The sequence below is a fragment of the Mycetohabitans sp. B46 genome (assembly GCF_037389205.1).
Classification (GTDB): domain Bacteria; phylum Pseudomonadota; class Gammaproteobacteria; order Burkholderiales; family Burkholderiaceae; genus Mycetohabitans.
Window position 1 is genome coordinate 18900 of sequence record NZ_JADBGL010000007.1, and the last position, 17586, is coordinate 36485.

Consider the following 17586-nt stretch of genomic DNA (forward strand, 5'->3'; position numbering starts at 1 on the left):
CTGATTCTTATGTCAAAGAAGCTGCCTTATTGTCAGTTGACCGACATTCCTGCAGCGCATTTAATTTCCGGCGTAGGATGCGGCCGATGTGCGCAGTCGGTTCCGGTAACTCCATATCCTCATGCTTGCAAGCAATGTCATGCACCTCAATATCCCCTAGCACGTAAGGCTGCCATGCACCCGGTGAGAGGGGCGCAATAGTGCCATCCAGTGCCACCGTCGCTCGGAAAAACAGCATGTCACCGCTATAAATGCGTGGAGAAAAGCTTGGTGCAATGCGTTCATTATTCTGGATAACCGCACGGGTTTTCTCCCACAAATATTGGCCGGCCTCCGACAGATTTTCCGCTTCGTGACGCGCATACAGGTTGATATAAAGCTTTGCTTTTTCGCTGGCTTCCAGCTTGTCATCCCCTTGCGCGGTCTTTGGCGTGGCATCGAGCACCACCAGCAGCGCGACTGTCTCGCCCTGTTGCTCGAGTTGCGTCGCTATGCTGTGCACGACTTTTCCGCCAAACGACCAACCCAGCAGATAGTAAGGCCCATGCGGCTGAATACGGCGGATTTGCTGGATATAGTCCGCAGCCATGGCTTCAATCGTAGGCGCAAGCGACGAGATACCGTCGAGTCCATGCGCTTGTAAGCCATAGACGGGTTGATCCTCCTCCAAATGGCTCGCCAAGCTTCGATAGTGCCAACTGATGCCGCTGATAGGATGAACGCAGAAAAGCGCAGGTCGAGCACCGTGCGGTTGAATTGGCAGCACAACAGCAAAGGACTCATCCTGCACATTGTCTTGTGACGATACACGCTGCGCTAGCGCAGCAAGGGTCGGCGCTTCGAACAGGGTGCGCATTGGAATAGACAAACCCAAGGCGGTGCGGCTACGACTGATCATTTGTACCGCGAGCAGCGAATGGCCACCGAGTGCAAAGAAGCTGTCGTGTCGGCCTACCCGCTCCACACCGAGCAACTCGCTCCAGATCGCGGCTAGCGTGGTCTCAAACTCGCCTTGCGGCGCCTCGTACACTTGGTGCGCGAACGCCTGCGCGTCTGGTGCCGGCAGCGCTCGGCGATCGAGCTTGCCGTTCGGCGTCAATGGCAATGCATCGAGCCGCACGAACGCATTAGGCACCATGTACTCGGGCAGCGCGGCTGCCACGTACGTACGCAAGGTACCCGCTAACGCGTTATCGGGCTCGGCCACCACATACGCGACCAGGCGTTTATCTTGGCCCTCGCCCACTGCCAGCACCACTGCCTCACGCACCTGCGCATGCTGGACCAAGCATGCCTCAATCTCGCCCAACTCAATGCGAAAGCCACGAATCTTGACTTGCTGGTCATTGCGGCCCAGAAACGCCAAGTTCCCATCCGGTAAATACCGCGCTAAATCCCCCGTCCGATACATTCGCGCATCGGGCTCAGCCGAGAACGGATCGCACACAAAACGCTCAGCGGTCAGCTCCCGACGGTTCAGGTAACCCCGCGCCACGCCCGCGCCACCGATATACAGCTCACCGACCGCGCCTAATGGCACCGGCTGGCCGTAGCTATCGAGCAAATAAATCCGCGTGTTCGCAATCGGTCGTCCAATATGCGGTACATCGCCCTCTGCGCCCAATCGGCCAGACGTCGCCACGACCGTCGTTTCAGTGGGCCCATACTGATTCATCAAAGCCAGCCCAGCGGGCAGGGAGCGGACTAAGGGCGGAAAGCGATCCCCGCCGGTGAGCAAATAACGCAATCCAGCAGGCGTTTGCTGACCAGACAAGGCCATCGCAGCCAACGGCGTCACCAAGAAAGCCGTATCCAATGGCTGTTGTTGCCACCAACTTAGCAGCGCAGGGACATCATCGTGGAGAGCGCCAGGAGGAATAAACAATGTGCCGCCGCCAACCAAATTGGCCCAAACCTCCCACGCGCAGGCGTCAAATGCCACGCCCGCGGTCAAGGCGCTACGGCAACCATGCTGTCCATCAAACGTCTCGTTATGCCAGGTACACAGGTTGACCACGCTGTGGTGCTCGACCATCACGCCCTTGGGCATCCCAGTGGAGCCCGACGTATAGATCACATACGCAAGATGGCGGGACGTCAACGCCGGCACCGACGGGTTCGCCTCCGACTGCTCCGGCAGCCTGCTCGGATCGAGCACCGTGCGATCGGCCAAGACTGCGTCACCCAGTGCCGCCCGGCCCGCCGCATCGGCCAGTACCATGTCCGGTGCCGCATCCTTTAAAATATGCATAAGCCGCTCGCCCGGATACGCCGGATCGAGCGGCACATACGCACCACCCGCCTTTAGGATCGCCAGCAACCCCACCACCATCGCGGGCGAGCGCTCCACACAAATGGCCACGCGCGCATCGGGCTTCACGCCCCATTCAATCAACTGATACGCCAAGCGATTCGCCCGCGCATTCAACTCAGCGTAGCTTAGCGTCTGCTCTTCAAACACCAATGCCGTGGCCTCGGGCGTGCGCTGCGCCTGCGCTTCGAACAACTGGTGGATGCACCGATGCGCCGGATAGTCTTGTGCTGTCGCGTTCCACGTCTGCAGCAGCAGTTCCCGCTCTTCATTGGGCAATATCTCTAATTGCCCAACCGGCCACTCAGGCGCTGTCTCGAGCGCCTCAGTCAGGCTCTCCAACGCCTGCTGCATATACCCGCACACCCGATCCGGCTCCAACGACGCCACCGCCTGCGCGGTCAGTCCCAGCGCTTGACCACAGTCCTCGACCGACAGCGTCAACGGGTAATTGGTACGCTCCTGCGCACTGAGCAGCTCAACGCCGGGCAGCATGCTGCGCTCAGTTGGGTGGGTCGTATTGTGCCGATAGTTCAGCAGCGCACTGAATAGGGGCGTGCCGGCCGCCACGCCACTGCAACGCTGCGCTAGCGCCAGCGGCGCATGCTCGTGCTCGAGCAGTGCCGCCAGCCGCGCATGCATGGCGCGCACAGCGGACTGCACACTACCGGCCAGGTCCACGCGCAGCGGCAGCGTATTGATAAACAGCCCCATCGCACTGTCGGCGCCATCACCCGCTTGCATCCGCCCAAACAGCACCGTGCCAAACACCACGCGTTGTTGGCCACTGGCGCGGGCCAGCACCTGTGCCCACGCTAGATGGCATAGGCTCGCCAGACTCACATTCAGCCGCCTAGCGTGTGCACGCAGCCGATCGTTCAACGCTTGCGGCAACATCCGATGCGCTTGCCTGATCTGCGCACCATCGCAATGCACCTGCGCCAGACCAAACGGCAGTGTTGGCTCCTCAATGTCCGCAAGCTGCTCGGTAAAGAAACGTTCATGCTCAGCCTGACTCACGCCCAGACGCGCCTGCGCAATCAAATTGCGGAACGGCTGTGGCGCTGGCAGCGATCGGGCTTCACGCCCCATTCAATCAACTGATGCGCCAAGCGGTTCGCCCGCGCATTCAACTCAGCGTAGTTCAGCGTCTGCTCTTCAAACACCAGTGCTGTGGCCTCGGGCGTGCGCTCCACCTGCGCTTCGAACAACTGGTGAATGCAGTGATGTGCCGGATAGTCACGCTGCGTCGCGTTCCATTCGACCAACAGCCGATGCCGCTCAGAAGCATCGAGCAGATCAATGCCACCAATCGGTTGCGTAGCATCCGCAGCCAACGCTGCTAGAAACCGGGTAAACCGGCGCTGATGCGCCTCGAGCGCCTCCACCGTATAGCATGTAGGATTCGCGTTAAAGTCAATCCGTAGTGGATCGCTAGCTGACGTCCAATAGACGCCAAGCATTAGATCGTCAACTGGACCATTGAGCAAATTATGGTTTGTTGACGAATGCCCATCGAACGATAGTTCGTAGTCGAACGGCATCACGTTGACTGTGGCACCGAATAGCGCTTGCCCTGGAGGCAGTCCCAATCGGCGCCGCAACGCTTCGCTCGAGTAGCGTTGGTACCGCAAACCGCGCTGGATCTGCTGTGCAGCCTGATGCAACAATGACGACAGGTTCATCCCCGCCTCGAACGTGAACCGCAGCGGAATATCGTGCGCCAGTGTACCGGGGATATGCCGGTCCCCACCCAAGCGAGCCGTCACGGGAAAGCCCAGCACCACGTCCTGCGCGCCAGTTATCCGATGCAGATACGCGGCCAGCGCGGCTGTGAGAAGCTGAGCCAGCCGGCCCGCATCCGACGCGTAAGCTCCCAGCGCTTGGGGCGCCAGGCACGCTGTCTGACGCAGCCGGTGCTGTAAGGCCGGTGCGGCACCGCTCGCTAATGTCGTGGGCTCAGGCCAATCAGCACAGAACTTCAGCCAATACGCCTCATCCCGCTCTCGCTGGACGGAGGTCTGGTACTGTGCATCACTGTCCAACAGCTGTAAGATTGAGCCCAACACACACGGCTCGGGCTCCCTTCCTACACGCATTGCGCTGTACACCTGCGCGACGCGTTGCGCAATCAGAAAAAAGGCATACCCATCCATGAGGATATGGTGAGTACGCTGATACCAAATCCATTGTTCGGGCGCGACTTTCAGTAACGCATAGCAAAAGAGCGGCCCTTGCAACAGATTTACTGGCTGCTCGTAATCGGCGCACATCCACGCTTGCGCGCTTGTGTAAGGATCAGCCTCTGCACTGACATCCAGCACCGGCATCGACCACGCAGGTGAGCCTATCGCCTGTCGCAACCCCTCGCGACTGTCGACAAATTGCAAGCGCAGACTGTCCGCCTCGCCGATGACTTGGCGCAATGCCACTTCAAACACGGCCGGATCAATCGCGCCTTCAATCACCGTGTATTGCGCGATGTTATAGACCGGGCTGTCTGGATGAAGCTGCTGCGCGAGCCAGATTTCTGTTTGCGCCGAAGAAAGCGGATACATCGCAAGGGGTGTCGCGCTAGCAGCCATCAATCCCTCCCATTCAGATCAATGATTTATTCGATTTTGGATACGTGGTTTCCACGCATTGAACATAACCGCCCTCCTTCAACCCGGAGACGACACATGCGTATTCGTGCGGGTAGCGTGATAGGATTAATCACGCAATTCGACTGCTTGGGCAACATCAGCTGACATATTTCTTCATTTTCGTAATCCCAAGCGTTTGCAGCATTGCTATGCGATAACAGGTCCACAGCCATTCAGACCGCTGCGTCTCAATTTATCAGTGTTACTATCTATCTGTGGGTCAGTCATTGGCTACCGAAAACCGCCATTGACGCGCCCATTTCTCGTGTCCCTAAGATCTAAGCAGGCCGATCCTGCTAGCGGGCGAATCCTTAAAACACCGCGCATGCGGGTTGACTAACTTGTGCTGGCAAACCAGCCGCGCTGCGAACAGACGCTGCGCTAACGACAACAACGAAAACCAGCTTGCTCGCGTACCGTGAGCGTACTGGACACGCTTCACCGCGGCAACAACGTGGCGGATAGGCTATACCGGGCGAAGACGGTTTAAGAATTGTACGGCGGGAAAATTGGACGCGCCACGCTTGTGCAACGTCACTGGGTGCAAGCTGGGGTACGTCCGCATTGTATTCCCTCCAGACATCACTTTTAACCAGCAAAACAGCGACTGCCATGCACCCGTTCGCTGACACCTCACCTCATTGTGTGACTGCCCGCTCACGCGACGCGCCCAAGCATGATGCCAAGTTGCGGTGCGCCGCTTCGTCAAATAGATCACTGTGACTATAGAGCCCGCGTTGTGACAAACACAAGCTTGTTATCGTCGCTTAAACCGACAAATGCTGTATAGGAAAAGCGAAGCACTCACGGCGACAAACGGCAGCAGTTGATTCGCTGCCGTTCACGACCGCATCAATATCGCTGAGGCTTTGCACTAGCATGAGTTGAGCCATTTTGCAGGGAGATAGCACCTTGATCGTATAGGATCATTAAAATCTGCTCGAGTCGACGTAGTGAATGCTGCACTGTGTCGCCACATCATGCGATACCCCAGGTGTGCGATTCACAGACATCTCATTCAAAAAGTGAAACAATGTCCGTGAATCGCACACCTGCTGCGTCGCATGCCACGTCTGGAACAACAACGTGCGCTCAGCCAACGGCAGCAACTCGACGCGGATGACCGAATACTGGCCGTCAGCCGCCATCGCCTGCAACATCATCTGCAAATACTCAACGTGTATTAGCCGGGACTTCAACGTGTCGCTCAATCGTCGCGCGATCGAACAATGCCATCGTATAGCCCAGCCCACCAACAATTTCTTCACCCGACTCGTACAAGTGCAGCCCCAGATCGAACGTGGCCACCTCGTCAGGCAAATTCGCTGGCGTGACTTCCAGATCCGGCGGCTGCCACGCTCCGGTCTCGTTGCTTTGACACTCGAACGTCACCTGAAATAGTGGCACATGCTTGAGCCAGCGCGGTAGTGGCACGATCCACGCTGCTCTCCCACACTCGGTCGCCCTCATGCAGCTGCGCTTCACTTCATTCGTTGTAACCAGCTTATGGTGGAACTGGCGCCCACAGGAGTGTGCCCATGCTGGGCGCACCCCAAAAAAAGCACGGCGCGCAGCCGTGCGTCTATTCGCGACCCGGAATCGTCTTGCGCGCTCCGTAGCCCGCGTCTCTCAGGTTCCAACTCCACCCTCTTATCGGGATAGCTGTTTGCCGCGAAAATCCAATGTATCAGTGGTTTGGCGCACTGTAAAGAACTGATTTCTGTGTCTCAACTTCGCGGCCTCTTGCTCGATGCAGTTTCGTCGTCACGGATTCCGCACGACACTAGCACGGCGGGAACCGATCCGTCGTCGAGGGAGTCGCCGCGCAGCGGAGGCCATCGTCAGCACACCATGATCGATTCAGTTCCAGCGAATACAATTGACCCGTCTTCCTTCGCGCTCGACGGGTACATCGCCTTGCAGCGTCAGTGCAAGCAGATCGGACGGTCACGCCGGCTCAGCGCTGGAAACCGTAGACGGACCCGAGATTAAGCCACTGTGTCAGCTCATCGCGCGCGGTGCGGCATTGCACGAGCAGTTGCGGGTCGCCGAGGCCGTCAGCGGCCAGACGGTCGCGATAGGGCTCCTTGACCCACATGTTCAGTTGCGCATACAACTTGTTGTCCATCCACAGCAATGGACTCACTTCATCAATCTCCCGCTCGTTTAACGCTACCCGCAGTCGCAGGCATGCCGGTCCCCCCCATGCTTCATGCTCTTGCGCGGATCGAAGGCGAGCACGTTGGCGATTGGACCGCCACGCTCGGTCCACGCGGAGCACGTAAGGCGGTGGCTCACGAAACATCTTTCGCCTACGCGATCCGTTTTATCGGGTTTCCGTGGACGGTCCGGCACGCCACTTCGCCGGCAGCCCGCCGGGTTCGCGGTAAGTGCGTCATGCTCATGGCGTCGGCGTCAGAATCCCGGGTATCGACATTGCACACCAGCGAGGATCCGGAATGCCTGACAGATTTTCAGTCCGCCATTGCGGAGCAAAACCGCCGATCGTGGCCGACTCCGCCGACGCGAAACCGCGAACGGATCAACGCAAGGCAACTGGCATTGCCAAGCGTGCGCCCAGCAATGGCCGATTGTCCGGGCTAGGCACGAAACCTGCCTACCGACCCGATGCAGCCCGCCCCCCCGAGGCAACCAGCCGCAACCGCGCCGCCCCCCGGGCAACGGCGAGACGCATGCCTGTCAACGGCACGCGAACGCCGGGCGAGCCACGCTTCAGTTTCGACATTCAAGACAATCCTTTCTGGCAAGCCAGCGAGAAGAACCCGAAATGATGGCGTACGGTCCACCCGCTACGTCACACCGTTTTCCGTCGATACCCGGGCCGTCGCATTGACAAATACGCGCCGCTTCTCACGCGGCGTCACGTCGAGCCTCCCGCGATACGCGTTGGAGAAAATGAGCAGCCGAAGAGCATCCGCACGCCAGGTTAATCTGCGGGCCAGGCTGATCTGCGGGCCTGATTAGCTGGCGCGCTGCAACGGATCTTTGCCTTCGCCAGTCCCTTGAGCCCGTCATCTTAGAGAAAGCCCGCAGCGGCAGCGAGCGGGGCGCAAGCAAGCGAGATACTGCCATTCAGCGGCACAAAACGCCGCGACCAAGGCAAACGATACGATGCAATAGATCAGAGCGGCCGTCCCGAAGGCGTTAAACGATCGATACGTCGCCGAATTCACCTCACGGGTGACCTTAGGCACCGGTACAGATCAATAACAGTTTTACGTATAGCGACGTGCCGCGAGTCACGTACGTGAACACGCCCACCAAGACCGAGAGCCAGCGATGCCAACACGTGCGTCACCGGCAGCGGCCCGGGCAACGTGAAACCCATAGCCAGCAACGCAACGAGCCACTGCACGGTCACCGTCAGGCCGAACAGCTGATGCCCGTCGCGATGCAGGTCGGCGGCGTGTCCTGTGCGCGCCTGTGCAAGCGGACGAAACCGCGCATTGTCCTCCACGCGCGACACCCGTGCAGCGATAATAGTTAGTTTTTAAGAACGCAAGCAACAGGATGACCCTATCACTGCGGACCCGCCTGCGCGCATTGGCCATGCGCGTCACGATCGGGCAGAAGGACGTGTCACGGCATAGCCGCATTGACTGCCAAGCACTCGCCGTGGCGCTCGCGGCAGCGCTGGCGTTGCACGCCTCGGCATCGTGCGCCGGGGCACTCGCGTGCGCGCCGCCCGACTGTGCGCACGGCCGCGCGGCGATCGGCCTGGTGCTCTCTGGCGGTGGTGCGCGTGGCTATGCGCACCTGGGCGTGCTTAAGGTGCTGGAGGAAAACCACATCCCCGTGGATTACATCGCCGGCACCAGCATGGGCGCCGTGGTGGGCGGCTTGTACGCGAGCGGCATGAGTGCGACAGACATGCAGGGCCGGCTGGCGGGCGTGAACCTGGCGGACATCGCATTCGACGTGCATCAACGCGCCGAGCTGCCGCAGTCGCAACGCGAAGACGAACAATCATATGTCAGCAGCCTGACGATGGGCGTCAGCAGCGACGGGCTGAAGTTGCCACGCGGCCTAGTGCAAGGCAACCGGCTGCAAGCACTGTTGTCGGATTGGACCTCGACGCTGCCCGGTGACCTGTCGTTCGATAAGCTACCGATCCCGTATCGGGCGGTCGCGACCGATTTGCGCAGTGGCCAGATGATCGTGCTGGATCATGGCTCGCTGCCGCAGGCGATCCGCGCCAGCATGGCGATGCCCGGGTTGTTTGCGCCGGCCGACGTCGACGGGCGCACGCTGGTCGACGGGGGCTTGGTCAGCAACCTACCGGTGGACACGGTACGCGCGATGGGCGCAGACATCGTGATCGCCGTGGACATCGGCTCACCGCTGCGCCCGCTCGACGCACTGGCAACGCCTGCGGACGTGATGCAGCAGATGATCGGCATCCTGATCCGGCAAAATGTCGCGCAACAACGGTCGCGGCTGGCCGCCGGTGACGTGCTGATCCAACCCGACCTCGGCTCCCTAACCTTTACCGATTTTGCGAACGCGGCACAGGCGATCGAGGCCGGCGAGGCGGCGGCCCGCGCGGCCCTGCCGCAACTGCGGCGTCTGGCGCTGGCGCCCGCCAACTACGCTGCTTACCGCCGCGCACACGCTGCCCCACCACCGTGCCCGATACGCCTGACCCAGATCGATATCGAGTCGGTCGGCGTGGTGCCGGCCGCACGGATCCGCAACTATCTGCATGTGCGGCCGGGCAACCTTTACGATCCACACCAGTTGAACAAGGATCTGCTGACCTTGTCGAATTCCGGTGACTTCGAGGACGTCACGCAGAAGCTGGTCAAACATGGCGACGAACACCGGCTCGTGATCACGGCGCGGCAGAAGTCATGGGGGCCAAACTTCCTGCTATTTGGCCTGGGCTTGTCGAGTAGTTCGACCGATGAGGGCGGATTTCGGCTGCATTTGGGCTATCGCCGACCGTGGCTGAGCCCGTCGGGACTCGAGGGACGCGTGGACACCACGCTCGGCAGCGACCTGATCAGTGTGCACGGCGAGCTGCGCCAGCCGTTATCCAGTGCATTCGGCTACTACGTGGCGCCGTATGTCGAGTACGTGAGCCGCTACGCGAACCTCTATAGCGACAACATCCGCATTACCCGGTTTCAGCTGCAGACCAAACGCGCCGGCATCGATTTCGGGCTGCCGCTCGCGCGACTCGGCGACTTGCGCATCGGGCTCGCGTATGCGCACGGCTTCGCATCACCGCTGTACAACCTGCCGCTGGACGAAAGTGGCACACAGTTGGCATTCCCGGACGCCTATGGCCGGCAGTTGAGCATGCGCGCACGGCTGGTCATCGACCAACTCGACGACTCGCAGTTCCCCCGCCGCGGCTACTATACGGAGATCGTGGCCGAGCGTTCACTCGCCAGCAGCGAGGACCGCATTACCGAACTGTACGGCAAGGCACTGGCCGCGGCCTCGTTCGGACGACACAGCATCAACTTCGGCATCGAGGGCGGCAAGGACATCGGTGGCACTAACGCGATCAACCCGCTCGGGTTCACGCTGGGCGGCTTCCGGCACTTGTCCGCATATGCAGCCGACCAATTGTCCGGCACGTCGATGGCCTATGCTCAACTCACGTACATGAACCAGTTGACTTCATTCAATGCCGGTCCGTTCCGCGGCTTGTTCGCAGGCGTCACGGCGGAAATGGGTAACGTCTGGAGCGGCTTCAACGACGCGCTGGACAGCGGGCCGATGAAGCGCAGCGTGTCACTGTTCACCGGGCTAACCAGTTCATTTGGGCCGATCTATTTTGGTGTCGCGCTCGCGCCAGAGGGACGTCGCAATGTATATTTTCAGTTCGGACACGTCTATTGAGCCGGCCAATTGGGCTCAAAGCGCGTGCCGCCGCGCGATTGGAAGATCGCCACGACGATACGGACACGGTGCCTTGCCTTTGATTGCCTTTGATTGCCTTTGGTTGACTTGGTTGACTTGGTTGACTTGGTTGACTTGGTTGACTTGGTTGACTTGGTTGACTTGGTTGACTTGGTTGACTTGGTTGACTTGGTTGACTTGGTTGACTTGGTTGACTTGGTTGACTTGGTTGACTTGGTTGTCTTGGTTGTCTTGGTTGTCTTGGTTGTCTTGGTTGTCTTGGTTGTCTTGGTTGTCTTGGTTGTCTTGGTTGTCTTGGTTGTCTTGGTTGTCTTGGTTGTCTTGGTTGTCTTGGTTGTCTTGCATGCAAAATTGTCGAATTTTGTCGAATTAATCCCATGCCAGCTTGCTGAATTGATATCCCCTGCCACGCACGGTCTTGATCCGCTGCGGGTTGGCTGCGTCGTCGTGCAGCTTGCGCCGCAGCTTGGAAATACAGCCGTCAACCGTGCGATCCACGCCGTCAAAGCCGATGCCGCGCAACTGACGCATCAAGTCGTCGCGACTCACGACCTCGCCTGCGCAACGCACCAGCGCCCATAGCAAGTCGAATTCGGCTGAGGTGAGATCGGGCACGCTACCATCTGGCAAGCGAATGCTGCGCGTGGCGCGGCTGATCTCGAATTTGCCTAAGACGAAGCGCTCCGGCTCAACGTTCGTCTCGCCGCCGCGCTGCAGTCCGCGGCGCAGTAGCGCCTTGATCCGCGCAAGCAGCACGCGTGGCTCCACCGGCTTATGCACGTAGTCATCGGCACCCAGCTCCAGTCCCAGCACCTCGTCGAAATGCTCATCCCGAGCCGTCACCATGATGATTAGCCCATCGAACTGCTTGCGCGCCTCGCGGCATATCTGGAAGCCATCCTTGCCGGGCAGGTTTACATCGAGGATCACCAAGTCGGGCCGACGCGCGAGAATCGCGTCTAATGCGTCGTTGCCGTGCAGCACGATATGCACGTCATAGTCGTGCTTGCACAAGTAGCTGGCCACCAGTGTAGCCAGCCGACTGTCGTCTTCGATCAGCAGGATGCGTGAAACCATGATGGAGCCGCTCAATGGCATGGATGTTTCGCGCGCATTCTACGACACAACTCGATATTTCTCTGCGCATTTCGAAAGGAATGCCAGCCACTCGCGGCTACAATCGATGCATCTTCACCGTTTCGCCTCCACCGTTTCATTACCGCACCATGTCCGATCGAGCTTTCGCGTCAGCGCTGCTCGGTGGGCGCGGCCTCGTGCTAAACGAGGCCCGTGCATAACGTCCGCCTTGTCAGAATGGCTGGCGGCGCCATCGCGCTGCCTAGATGACATAGCCTGTTCCATCGCGCTGATCCGGCGCGCCGCGCACACTGCCTATTCCGGGCAGTGCGCCGTACATCGGTGGCGCTACCTCGGGTTCTACATGCGCTCTTGTATGGTGGAAGGAGATGACGCAGTGGCTCGTGCAATGCTTCGCTTGTCTAACCATTATGCTGGTGCGTCACTGTCCAGCGATGCTGGAACACATGCCCCAGCCTTCCCTGCACTACCGCTTTGGCGTACGAGATGACTCGCGGTCGGCCCCACGCACCACGCGATCGAACAACGCCGCGCACCCTGGCTGGTGCGCCATATCGCCATGCATGGCCACGCACCGATTGCCCGCTAGTCGGCCGCCAGCGCCCAGCAGTGGCAGGTGTCACTCGAATCGCTCGGTCAATGCCAAAAGGCGACTAGAAGCTATGTCTGCGCGATGACGCACATCGCCGCATCGTGGCATCGTGTTGTGTACGTTCAGCGCTGGCTATGCGTGCATCGGCGGGCCTGGCCCGCGGCTGTACATCGACGCGATTTAGGAACTTGACCCGTCGCTGAACGCCCGCGCGCTGTTTCGTACACCGACGCTGACGATACCCAACCGCGTGCATATATACGCATACGCGCCGCGCACTCAATGGTCCTATGCGAGCACTTTCAACCTGGCCTCACCGACCTCCTGAACAGCGCTTTGCGTGACAAACGCCTCGTTTGACACCAGCGAGGGCCACACTTTGCGCGCTGCGCAGTCCACCAGCGCAATGACCCAAACGTGACCGGCCAGCCGCTGCGCAGTCTGCACAGACGTTTGCCAAGCGTGAGTGCGATGCGCTTTTATTACCGTCTCTACCCAGTAGATCCTATCGCACTGGGCCACCAACGCAGACCGCACGCTTAATGGCACGCTGAACCCAGCGTACGCTGAGCTTACAACGCCCGCATGCGTGCCAGCGCAGGCATGGCCCGCGACCGTGCCTAACGTACAATTCGCCAGATCGGCCTTGAACGCCCTCAGTGGCCGCCCATTGCTGCGCGGATCGCTTAAGCCGATCCAATTGGGCCAGCTCCATGCACCACGCGGGGTGCCATTGTTGCACGGCATGTTACCTGCCCATCGGTCCGCCCGTCGTTGTTGTGTCCGCTACGGCCATCATCGGGTAGCCGCTGAAGCGGCACGCATGGACACAGCCATGCGCCCGTTGTAGGAGCCGGACGAGCTGCTATTCAGCCGTGGAACGGTGAACGTCTATATCGTTCCGGAAAACAATTGATTAAAACGATCTGCGTAGTCCGTATCGACCGCACCTTGCTGTACCGCCGTGGGCACCACTTCGGCAGCCAGTCGCTCAAGTGCCTCAACCACGCGAAAGGTGGTCTTCGCCACTTCATGCAACTGTGCACTCGTAGGTTCTAGAATACTACGCATCCTCGGGACGATCTCGTAGACGGCCAGTGCGTGCAGCGCCCGCTCTAGCTGTTCGAGCCGGTCTTGCCGATCGATGTCACGGGCCGCCGCCGCCCGGACAAATGCATCAAGTTCGCCCGGCCGGGCGCCGCGCTCGCCCAAAGCGACCAGGTCCAGGCGCAGGTCGAACATGCGGAGCATCCATTGCACAACCATGCGATGCTGGCGTTCGCGAAGCACTTCGCACGGAAACAGGATGGCCGCCACTGACCAAGCGAGTCGATCGTCGTCGTTCGCACCCTCGGCGTCGATGACGCGCAGCGCGACCCACAGTTTATCGCGTTGATTGAGCTGATCGAATGCATCGGGCGTCACAGGCACCGCCTGCTTTGCACTCACCCGGCGTTCAAGCGCCTCGCGCACGTCTGCCTGCTCCTTGTACTGTCTCATCCGTGCATCGACATCGAACAGCGTGGTCCACGGCTGCGGCGATCCTCGATGAGGACAAGGCATGGTACGGCAGTCGGCAAAATCGGCATGGGCCTCCCGCATCCACGTCCTGAGCCGGGCACTCAACGGTGCCGCCGGCCGCTCCTCCAAAGTGGCCACTGTGTCGCCCTGCGTGGAGCAGAACGCCTCAAGCGGATTGAAATTTGTATCGTGAAAGAAATGGGGCAATACATTCAATACGCCAGCATCTTGCTCGCTAGACGATCGTTTGGTCGGACTAATAGGCAAGCTGGCCCGGGCGCGGCGGTGCGCGTGTCCCGGGACGTCTATTGACGGCACAGCGTGGAAGATGGTACTTATGTCAGGATAAGAATTCCCCCTCGTGTTGTCGGGGCGGGGCCCATGGAAGACTGATAGCGACGACGCCCTGCTCAGCGACCTGCGCTTGTATTCTTCAGATGGGCGCTTCACCGGCGTGGCGGGCAGACCTGTTTTTAAATGAGCAGCGTCTGTCCAGTCATGCAACACCTCGGTATCATCTCGTCCCTGCAATTTTGTGGTGTCCGTGTGCGACAGCTTGCGCAAATTGGCATCGCCAGACACAGCCGGCATAGCACGCACCAGCATGGCGTCGCCATTAAGCTCTGGTCCGTCTGACCTGTCGCGCTCGTCAATCCCATCGTGTTCTTCGCGCTCATACCGCGGGGAAGCGACGACGCGCGGTGCGGTGATCGGCGCCTCTCCTGTACGATACTCGGCCGACGCGCTTGTGGTGTCCGTGTGCGACAGCTTGTGCAAATTGCCATCGCCAGACACAGCCGGCATAGCACGCACCAGCATGGCGTCGCCATTAAGCTCTGGTCCGTCTGACCTGTCGCGCTCGTCAATCCCATCGTGTTCTTCGCGCTCATACCGCGGGGAAGCGACGACGCGCGGTGCGGTGATCGGCGCCTCCCCTGTACGATGCTCGGCCGACGCGCTCATGTCGCTGCTCGTCGTGCCGCCGCACCCCGCGGTTACTGCCAAAACCATGCCGGCGCCCAACTTCAAAAGCAATCGACTTGTCTGTCGTGTCATTGTGTCCTCGCCATAAAAAATGCAGCTTATGCACCGGGCTGCGAGCCTGGCACAATCGGAGAAGAACAGACCGTATAGCGTCTGATAAGCGATCTAAAAAGACCGATGCTCCAGTGCGACGAGTGAGCGCGGCAGCGCCACCACACACAAGCGCGCAATGATCGCCAGGTAGTGTTCCAGATCAGGTATAGGCAGGCAGGCCACTTTGGCCCGGTCTTTCCAGCGCCGCAATTGCAATGCATTGGCGGCGAGCGGGTTCAGTTGCGCAAAGCGCTCGCCAAGGCCGAAGCAGGGCAACATCAGCAGCTTGTAACAAATAGGGACACGCGGCAGCGGCATCATATGGCCCGCGTCGGACAACTGGACGAGCTTGAGCGCATCGGCCACGCACCGCGCGATTTTGGCGTTCAATACGCCGCGCCCTCAAGCCGAACGCGACATTCTCAAACACCGTTAGGCATGCAGAAAGCGCATAGCTCTGGAACAACATTCCCAGGCCACCCTAGTGCGGTGGCACGCCGGTCAGGTCGCGGCCCAGTGCTATCAACAACTCGCCACGCTGGATCGTCAGCGACAAATCGTCGAGCACGGTACGCTCGCCAAGCGCACGGCCAGCGCGTCGGCCTACACCCTTGCGCCGGCGCCGACGCGTCGGTGCGCGTATCGGCACACACCGACGCGCCAATGTGCCCGTTGTTCCGTCGCACGCAACGCCGACAGCCGTACCCAAACCCCGTAGAATCGGTCAGGAGGCGTATCGGCCCGTCGCCGATGCCACGCACGGTTGCCGTTATACCACACTGCTTTGTCAGCGAGATGAAAACGTTCATATCCGAAGGTCCGGCCAAACGCCGCAACGGTGTCGATACGACCGGGCCAACGCACACGCCGACCGAGCTAGGTGACGCGCAGACGAGCCTGCGCGCACTGGCCGGCTTTGTGCTGGCACATCCTCGCCTATTCGTGCTAACGGGCGCCGGCATCAGTACCGCGTCGGGCATTCCCGACTATCGCGATGCGAATGGCGAGCGCAAGGGCCGTGCGCCTATTCTGCTGCAAGAGTTCCTTCGCTCGCCGACGGCACGCCGCCGCTACTGGGCCCGCAGCGCGCTCGGCTGGAAAGTGCTAGCTCAGGCTGAGCCAAACGCCGCGCACCATGCGCTAGCGCGGCTTGAGGCGCTGGGTCGCGTCGAGCGGCTCGTCACGCAGAACGTCGATGGCCTGCATCGTCGCACCGGGCAAGCTGGCACGATCGAGCTTCACGGCAACATTGGCCGCGCCGTCTGCGTGAGCTGCAGCCGTGTGCATGCGCGTGCGGCCCTCCAGCAGCGGCTTGAAGCGGACAATCCGATACTGCAAACGCTGTCGGCCAACGCAGCGCCCGATGGCGACGCCGATCTCGAGTCGATCGACTTCGATACGATCCGGGTGCCGGTGTGTGATCATTGCCAAGGCATGCTGAAGCCGGATGTGGTGTTTTTTGGCGAAGGCGTGCCGCGCGAGCGTGTCGACGCGGCTCAGGCCGCGCTCGCGCGCGCCGATGCAGTGCTCGTCGTGGGCTCGTCGCTGATGGTCTACTCGGGCTATCGCTTCTGCGTGCAAGCGGTGCGGGCCGGCAAGCCGATTGCCGCGCTCAACCTCGGGCGCACGCGCGCCGATCCGCTGCTCGCGCTGAAGGTCACGCTGCCATGCGACCAGGCGCTGCTGTCATTGCTGGACGCCCTGCCGTCTGCCAACCTGCGCGAACCCACGTAATCCGCCAATCTTTTGCCGCGTACGCGACATCTCGTCCATCCGATGACCCCGCACGCGTGCGCTCGATAGGCATAGCGGTGCGACGCGGATAAACTGTATTTTCATGGACCGGGGCGAGCGCCGCACGCGCCTGGGTAACGGTCACGGGTGCCTCAATCCGCGCAACGATCAATCGCCCAGCGGCTTGGCCATCGCGACGCGCAGATGCATTGGAAATCCCAGCGCCTGCTCATGCGCGAGCACCGCGCGCATCTGCTCGCCTTGCAGCGCGATCGGCAATTCGGCGAAACCCTCACTGCGGTAGAAGGGCGCATTCCAGCGCACGTCCCGCAATGTCGTCAGCAGGGCTTGCCGGTAACCCCCGGCGCGCCCGGCGGTGCATGCATGCCGCAGCAATGCTCGGCCATGGCCCCGACGGCCGTAGGCAGGGTCGACGTCCATTTGCCGGATATGGAACCCACCATCGAGTTCCCCGCCGAGCAAGTAGCCGATCACGGCCTGCTGCTCGTCGTGCTCCACTACCCATAGCCTGCGTTGCCGCACCCCGTCGGCAAGCTCATCCTGAGTTAATCCATGCGCGGCAAATACCGGGAACGCGGCATGCCCACGCAGCCGCTCGCCGGCGCGACGCTCTATCGACAACAGCACGGGAAAATCCGCTGGAACGGCAAGACGAATCATCAACGAGCGCCTGAATAAACTTCCACAACAGCTTC

11 protein-coding genes and 3 pseudogenes are annotated in these 17586 nt (G+C 60.5%); 2 read left to right on the forward strand and 12 right to left on the reverse strand.

Annotation, left to right across the window (positions count from 1 at the left end; all coding sequences use genetic code 11):
• Positions 1-7: 7 nt before the first annotated feature.
• The 7 genes and pseudogenes from IHE30_RS09190 to IHE30_RS09220 all read right to left on the reverse strand — a co-directional run bounded on the left by IHE30_RS09190 (position 8) and on the right by IHE30_RS09220 (position 8374).
• Positions 8-3403, reverse strand: coding sequence for a non-ribosomal peptide synthetase (locus IHE30_RS09190; RefSeq protein ID WP_337690046.1), 3396 nt, complete (start codon positions 3401-3403; stop codon positions 8-10).
• Complete coding sequence (locus IHE30_RS09195; RefSeq protein WP_337690048.1) at positions 3352-4896, reverse strand: condensation domain-containing protein; 1545 nt, start codon at positions 4894-4896, stop codon at positions 3352-3354. Before IHE30_RS09195 ends, IHE30_RS09190 begins: the two co-directional genes overlap by 52 nt.
• Positions 4897-5885: 989 nt before the next feature.
• On the reverse strand, positions 5886-6125 hold the full coding sequence (locus IHE30_RS09200) for a hypothetical protein (RefSeq protein WP_337690050.1): 240 nt from the start codon (positions 6123-6125) through the stop codon (positions 5886-5888).
• A 4-nt stretch (positions 6126-6129) separates the two neighbouring features.
• The gene (locus IHE30_RS09205; RefSeq protein WP_337690052.1) at positions 6130-6390 is read right to left on the reverse strand and encodes a hypothetical protein; all 261 of its coding nucleotides are present in this window, start codon (positions 6388-6390) and stop codon (positions 6130-6132) included.
• Between the two features lie 523 nt (positions 6391-6913).
• A pseudogene (locus IHE30_RS15160) lies at positions 6914-7209 on the reverse strand (N-succinylarginine dihydrolase); the annotation flags it as partial.
• 364 nt (positions 7210-7573) lie between these two features.
• Positions 7574-7702, reverse strand: coding sequence for a hypothetical protein (locus IHE30_RS09215; RefSeq protein ID WP_337690056.1), 129 nt, complete (start codon positions 7700-7702; stop codon positions 7574-7576).
• A gap of 286 nt (positions 7703-7988) precedes the next feature.
• Positions 7989-8374 (reverse strand): annotated as a pseudogene (locus IHE30_RS09220) (hypothetical protein).
• Between the two features lie 113 nt (positions 8375-8487).
• Here IHE30_RS09220 and IHE30_RS09225 point away from each other — a divergent pair.
• Positions 8488-10827 carry a patatin-like phospholipase family protein gene (locus tag IHE30_RS09225; protein WP_337690059.1) on the forward strand — a complete coding sequence of 780 codons (2340 nt, stop codon included), beginning with the start codon at positions 8488-8490 and terminating at the stop codon, positions 10825-10827.
• A 15-nt stretch (positions 10828-10842) separates the two neighbouring features.
• On the opposite strand, the gene IHE30_RS09230 is transcribed toward IHE30_RS09225, so the two are convergent.
• From IHE30_RS09230 to IHE30_RS09245, 4 genes and pseudogenes are all read right to left on the reverse strand, one after another.
• Entirely contained in the window at positions 10843-11193 is a 351-nt protein-coding gene (locus IHE30_RS09230; RefSeq protein ID WP_337690061.1) for a hypothetical protein, read from the reverse strand.
• Between the two features lie 24 nt (positions 11194-11217).
• Complete coding sequence (locus IHE30_RS09235) at positions 11218-11925, reverse strand: response regulator (RefSeq protein WP_337690063.1); 708 nt, start codon at positions 11923-11925, stop codon at positions 11218-11220.
• Between the two features lie 1504 nt (positions 11926-13429).
• Positions 13430-15022, reverse strand: coding sequence for a hypothetical protein (locus IHE30_RS09240; RefSeq protein WP_337690065.1), 1593 nt, complete (start codon positions 15020-15022; stop codon positions 13430-13432).
• Positions 15023-15448: 426 nt separating this feature from the next.
• A pseudogene (locus tag IHE30_RS09245) lies at positions 15449-15704 on the reverse strand (2-aminoethylphosphonate ABC transport system ATP-binding subunit PhnT); the annotation flags it as partial.
• A 227-nt stretch (positions 15705-15931) separates the two neighbouring features.
• Here IHE30_RS09245 and IHE30_RS09250 point away from each other — a divergent pair.
• The gene (locus tag IHE30_RS09250; RefSeq protein ID WP_337690066.1) at positions 15932-16870 is read left to right on the forward strand and encodes an NAD-dependent protein deacetylase; all 939 of its coding nucleotides are present in this window, start codon (positions 15932-15934) and stop codon (positions 16868-16870) included.
• Between the two features lie 168 nt (positions 16871-17038).
• On the opposite strand, the gene IHE30_RS09255 is transcribed toward IHE30_RS09250, so the two are convergent.
• On the reverse strand, positions 17039-17551 hold the full coding sequence (locus IHE30_RS09255; RefSeq protein WP_337690068.1) for a GNAT family N-acetyltransferase: 513 nt from the start codon (positions 17549-17551) through the stop codon (positions 17039-17041).
• Positions 17552-17586 lie beyond the last annotated feature (35 nt).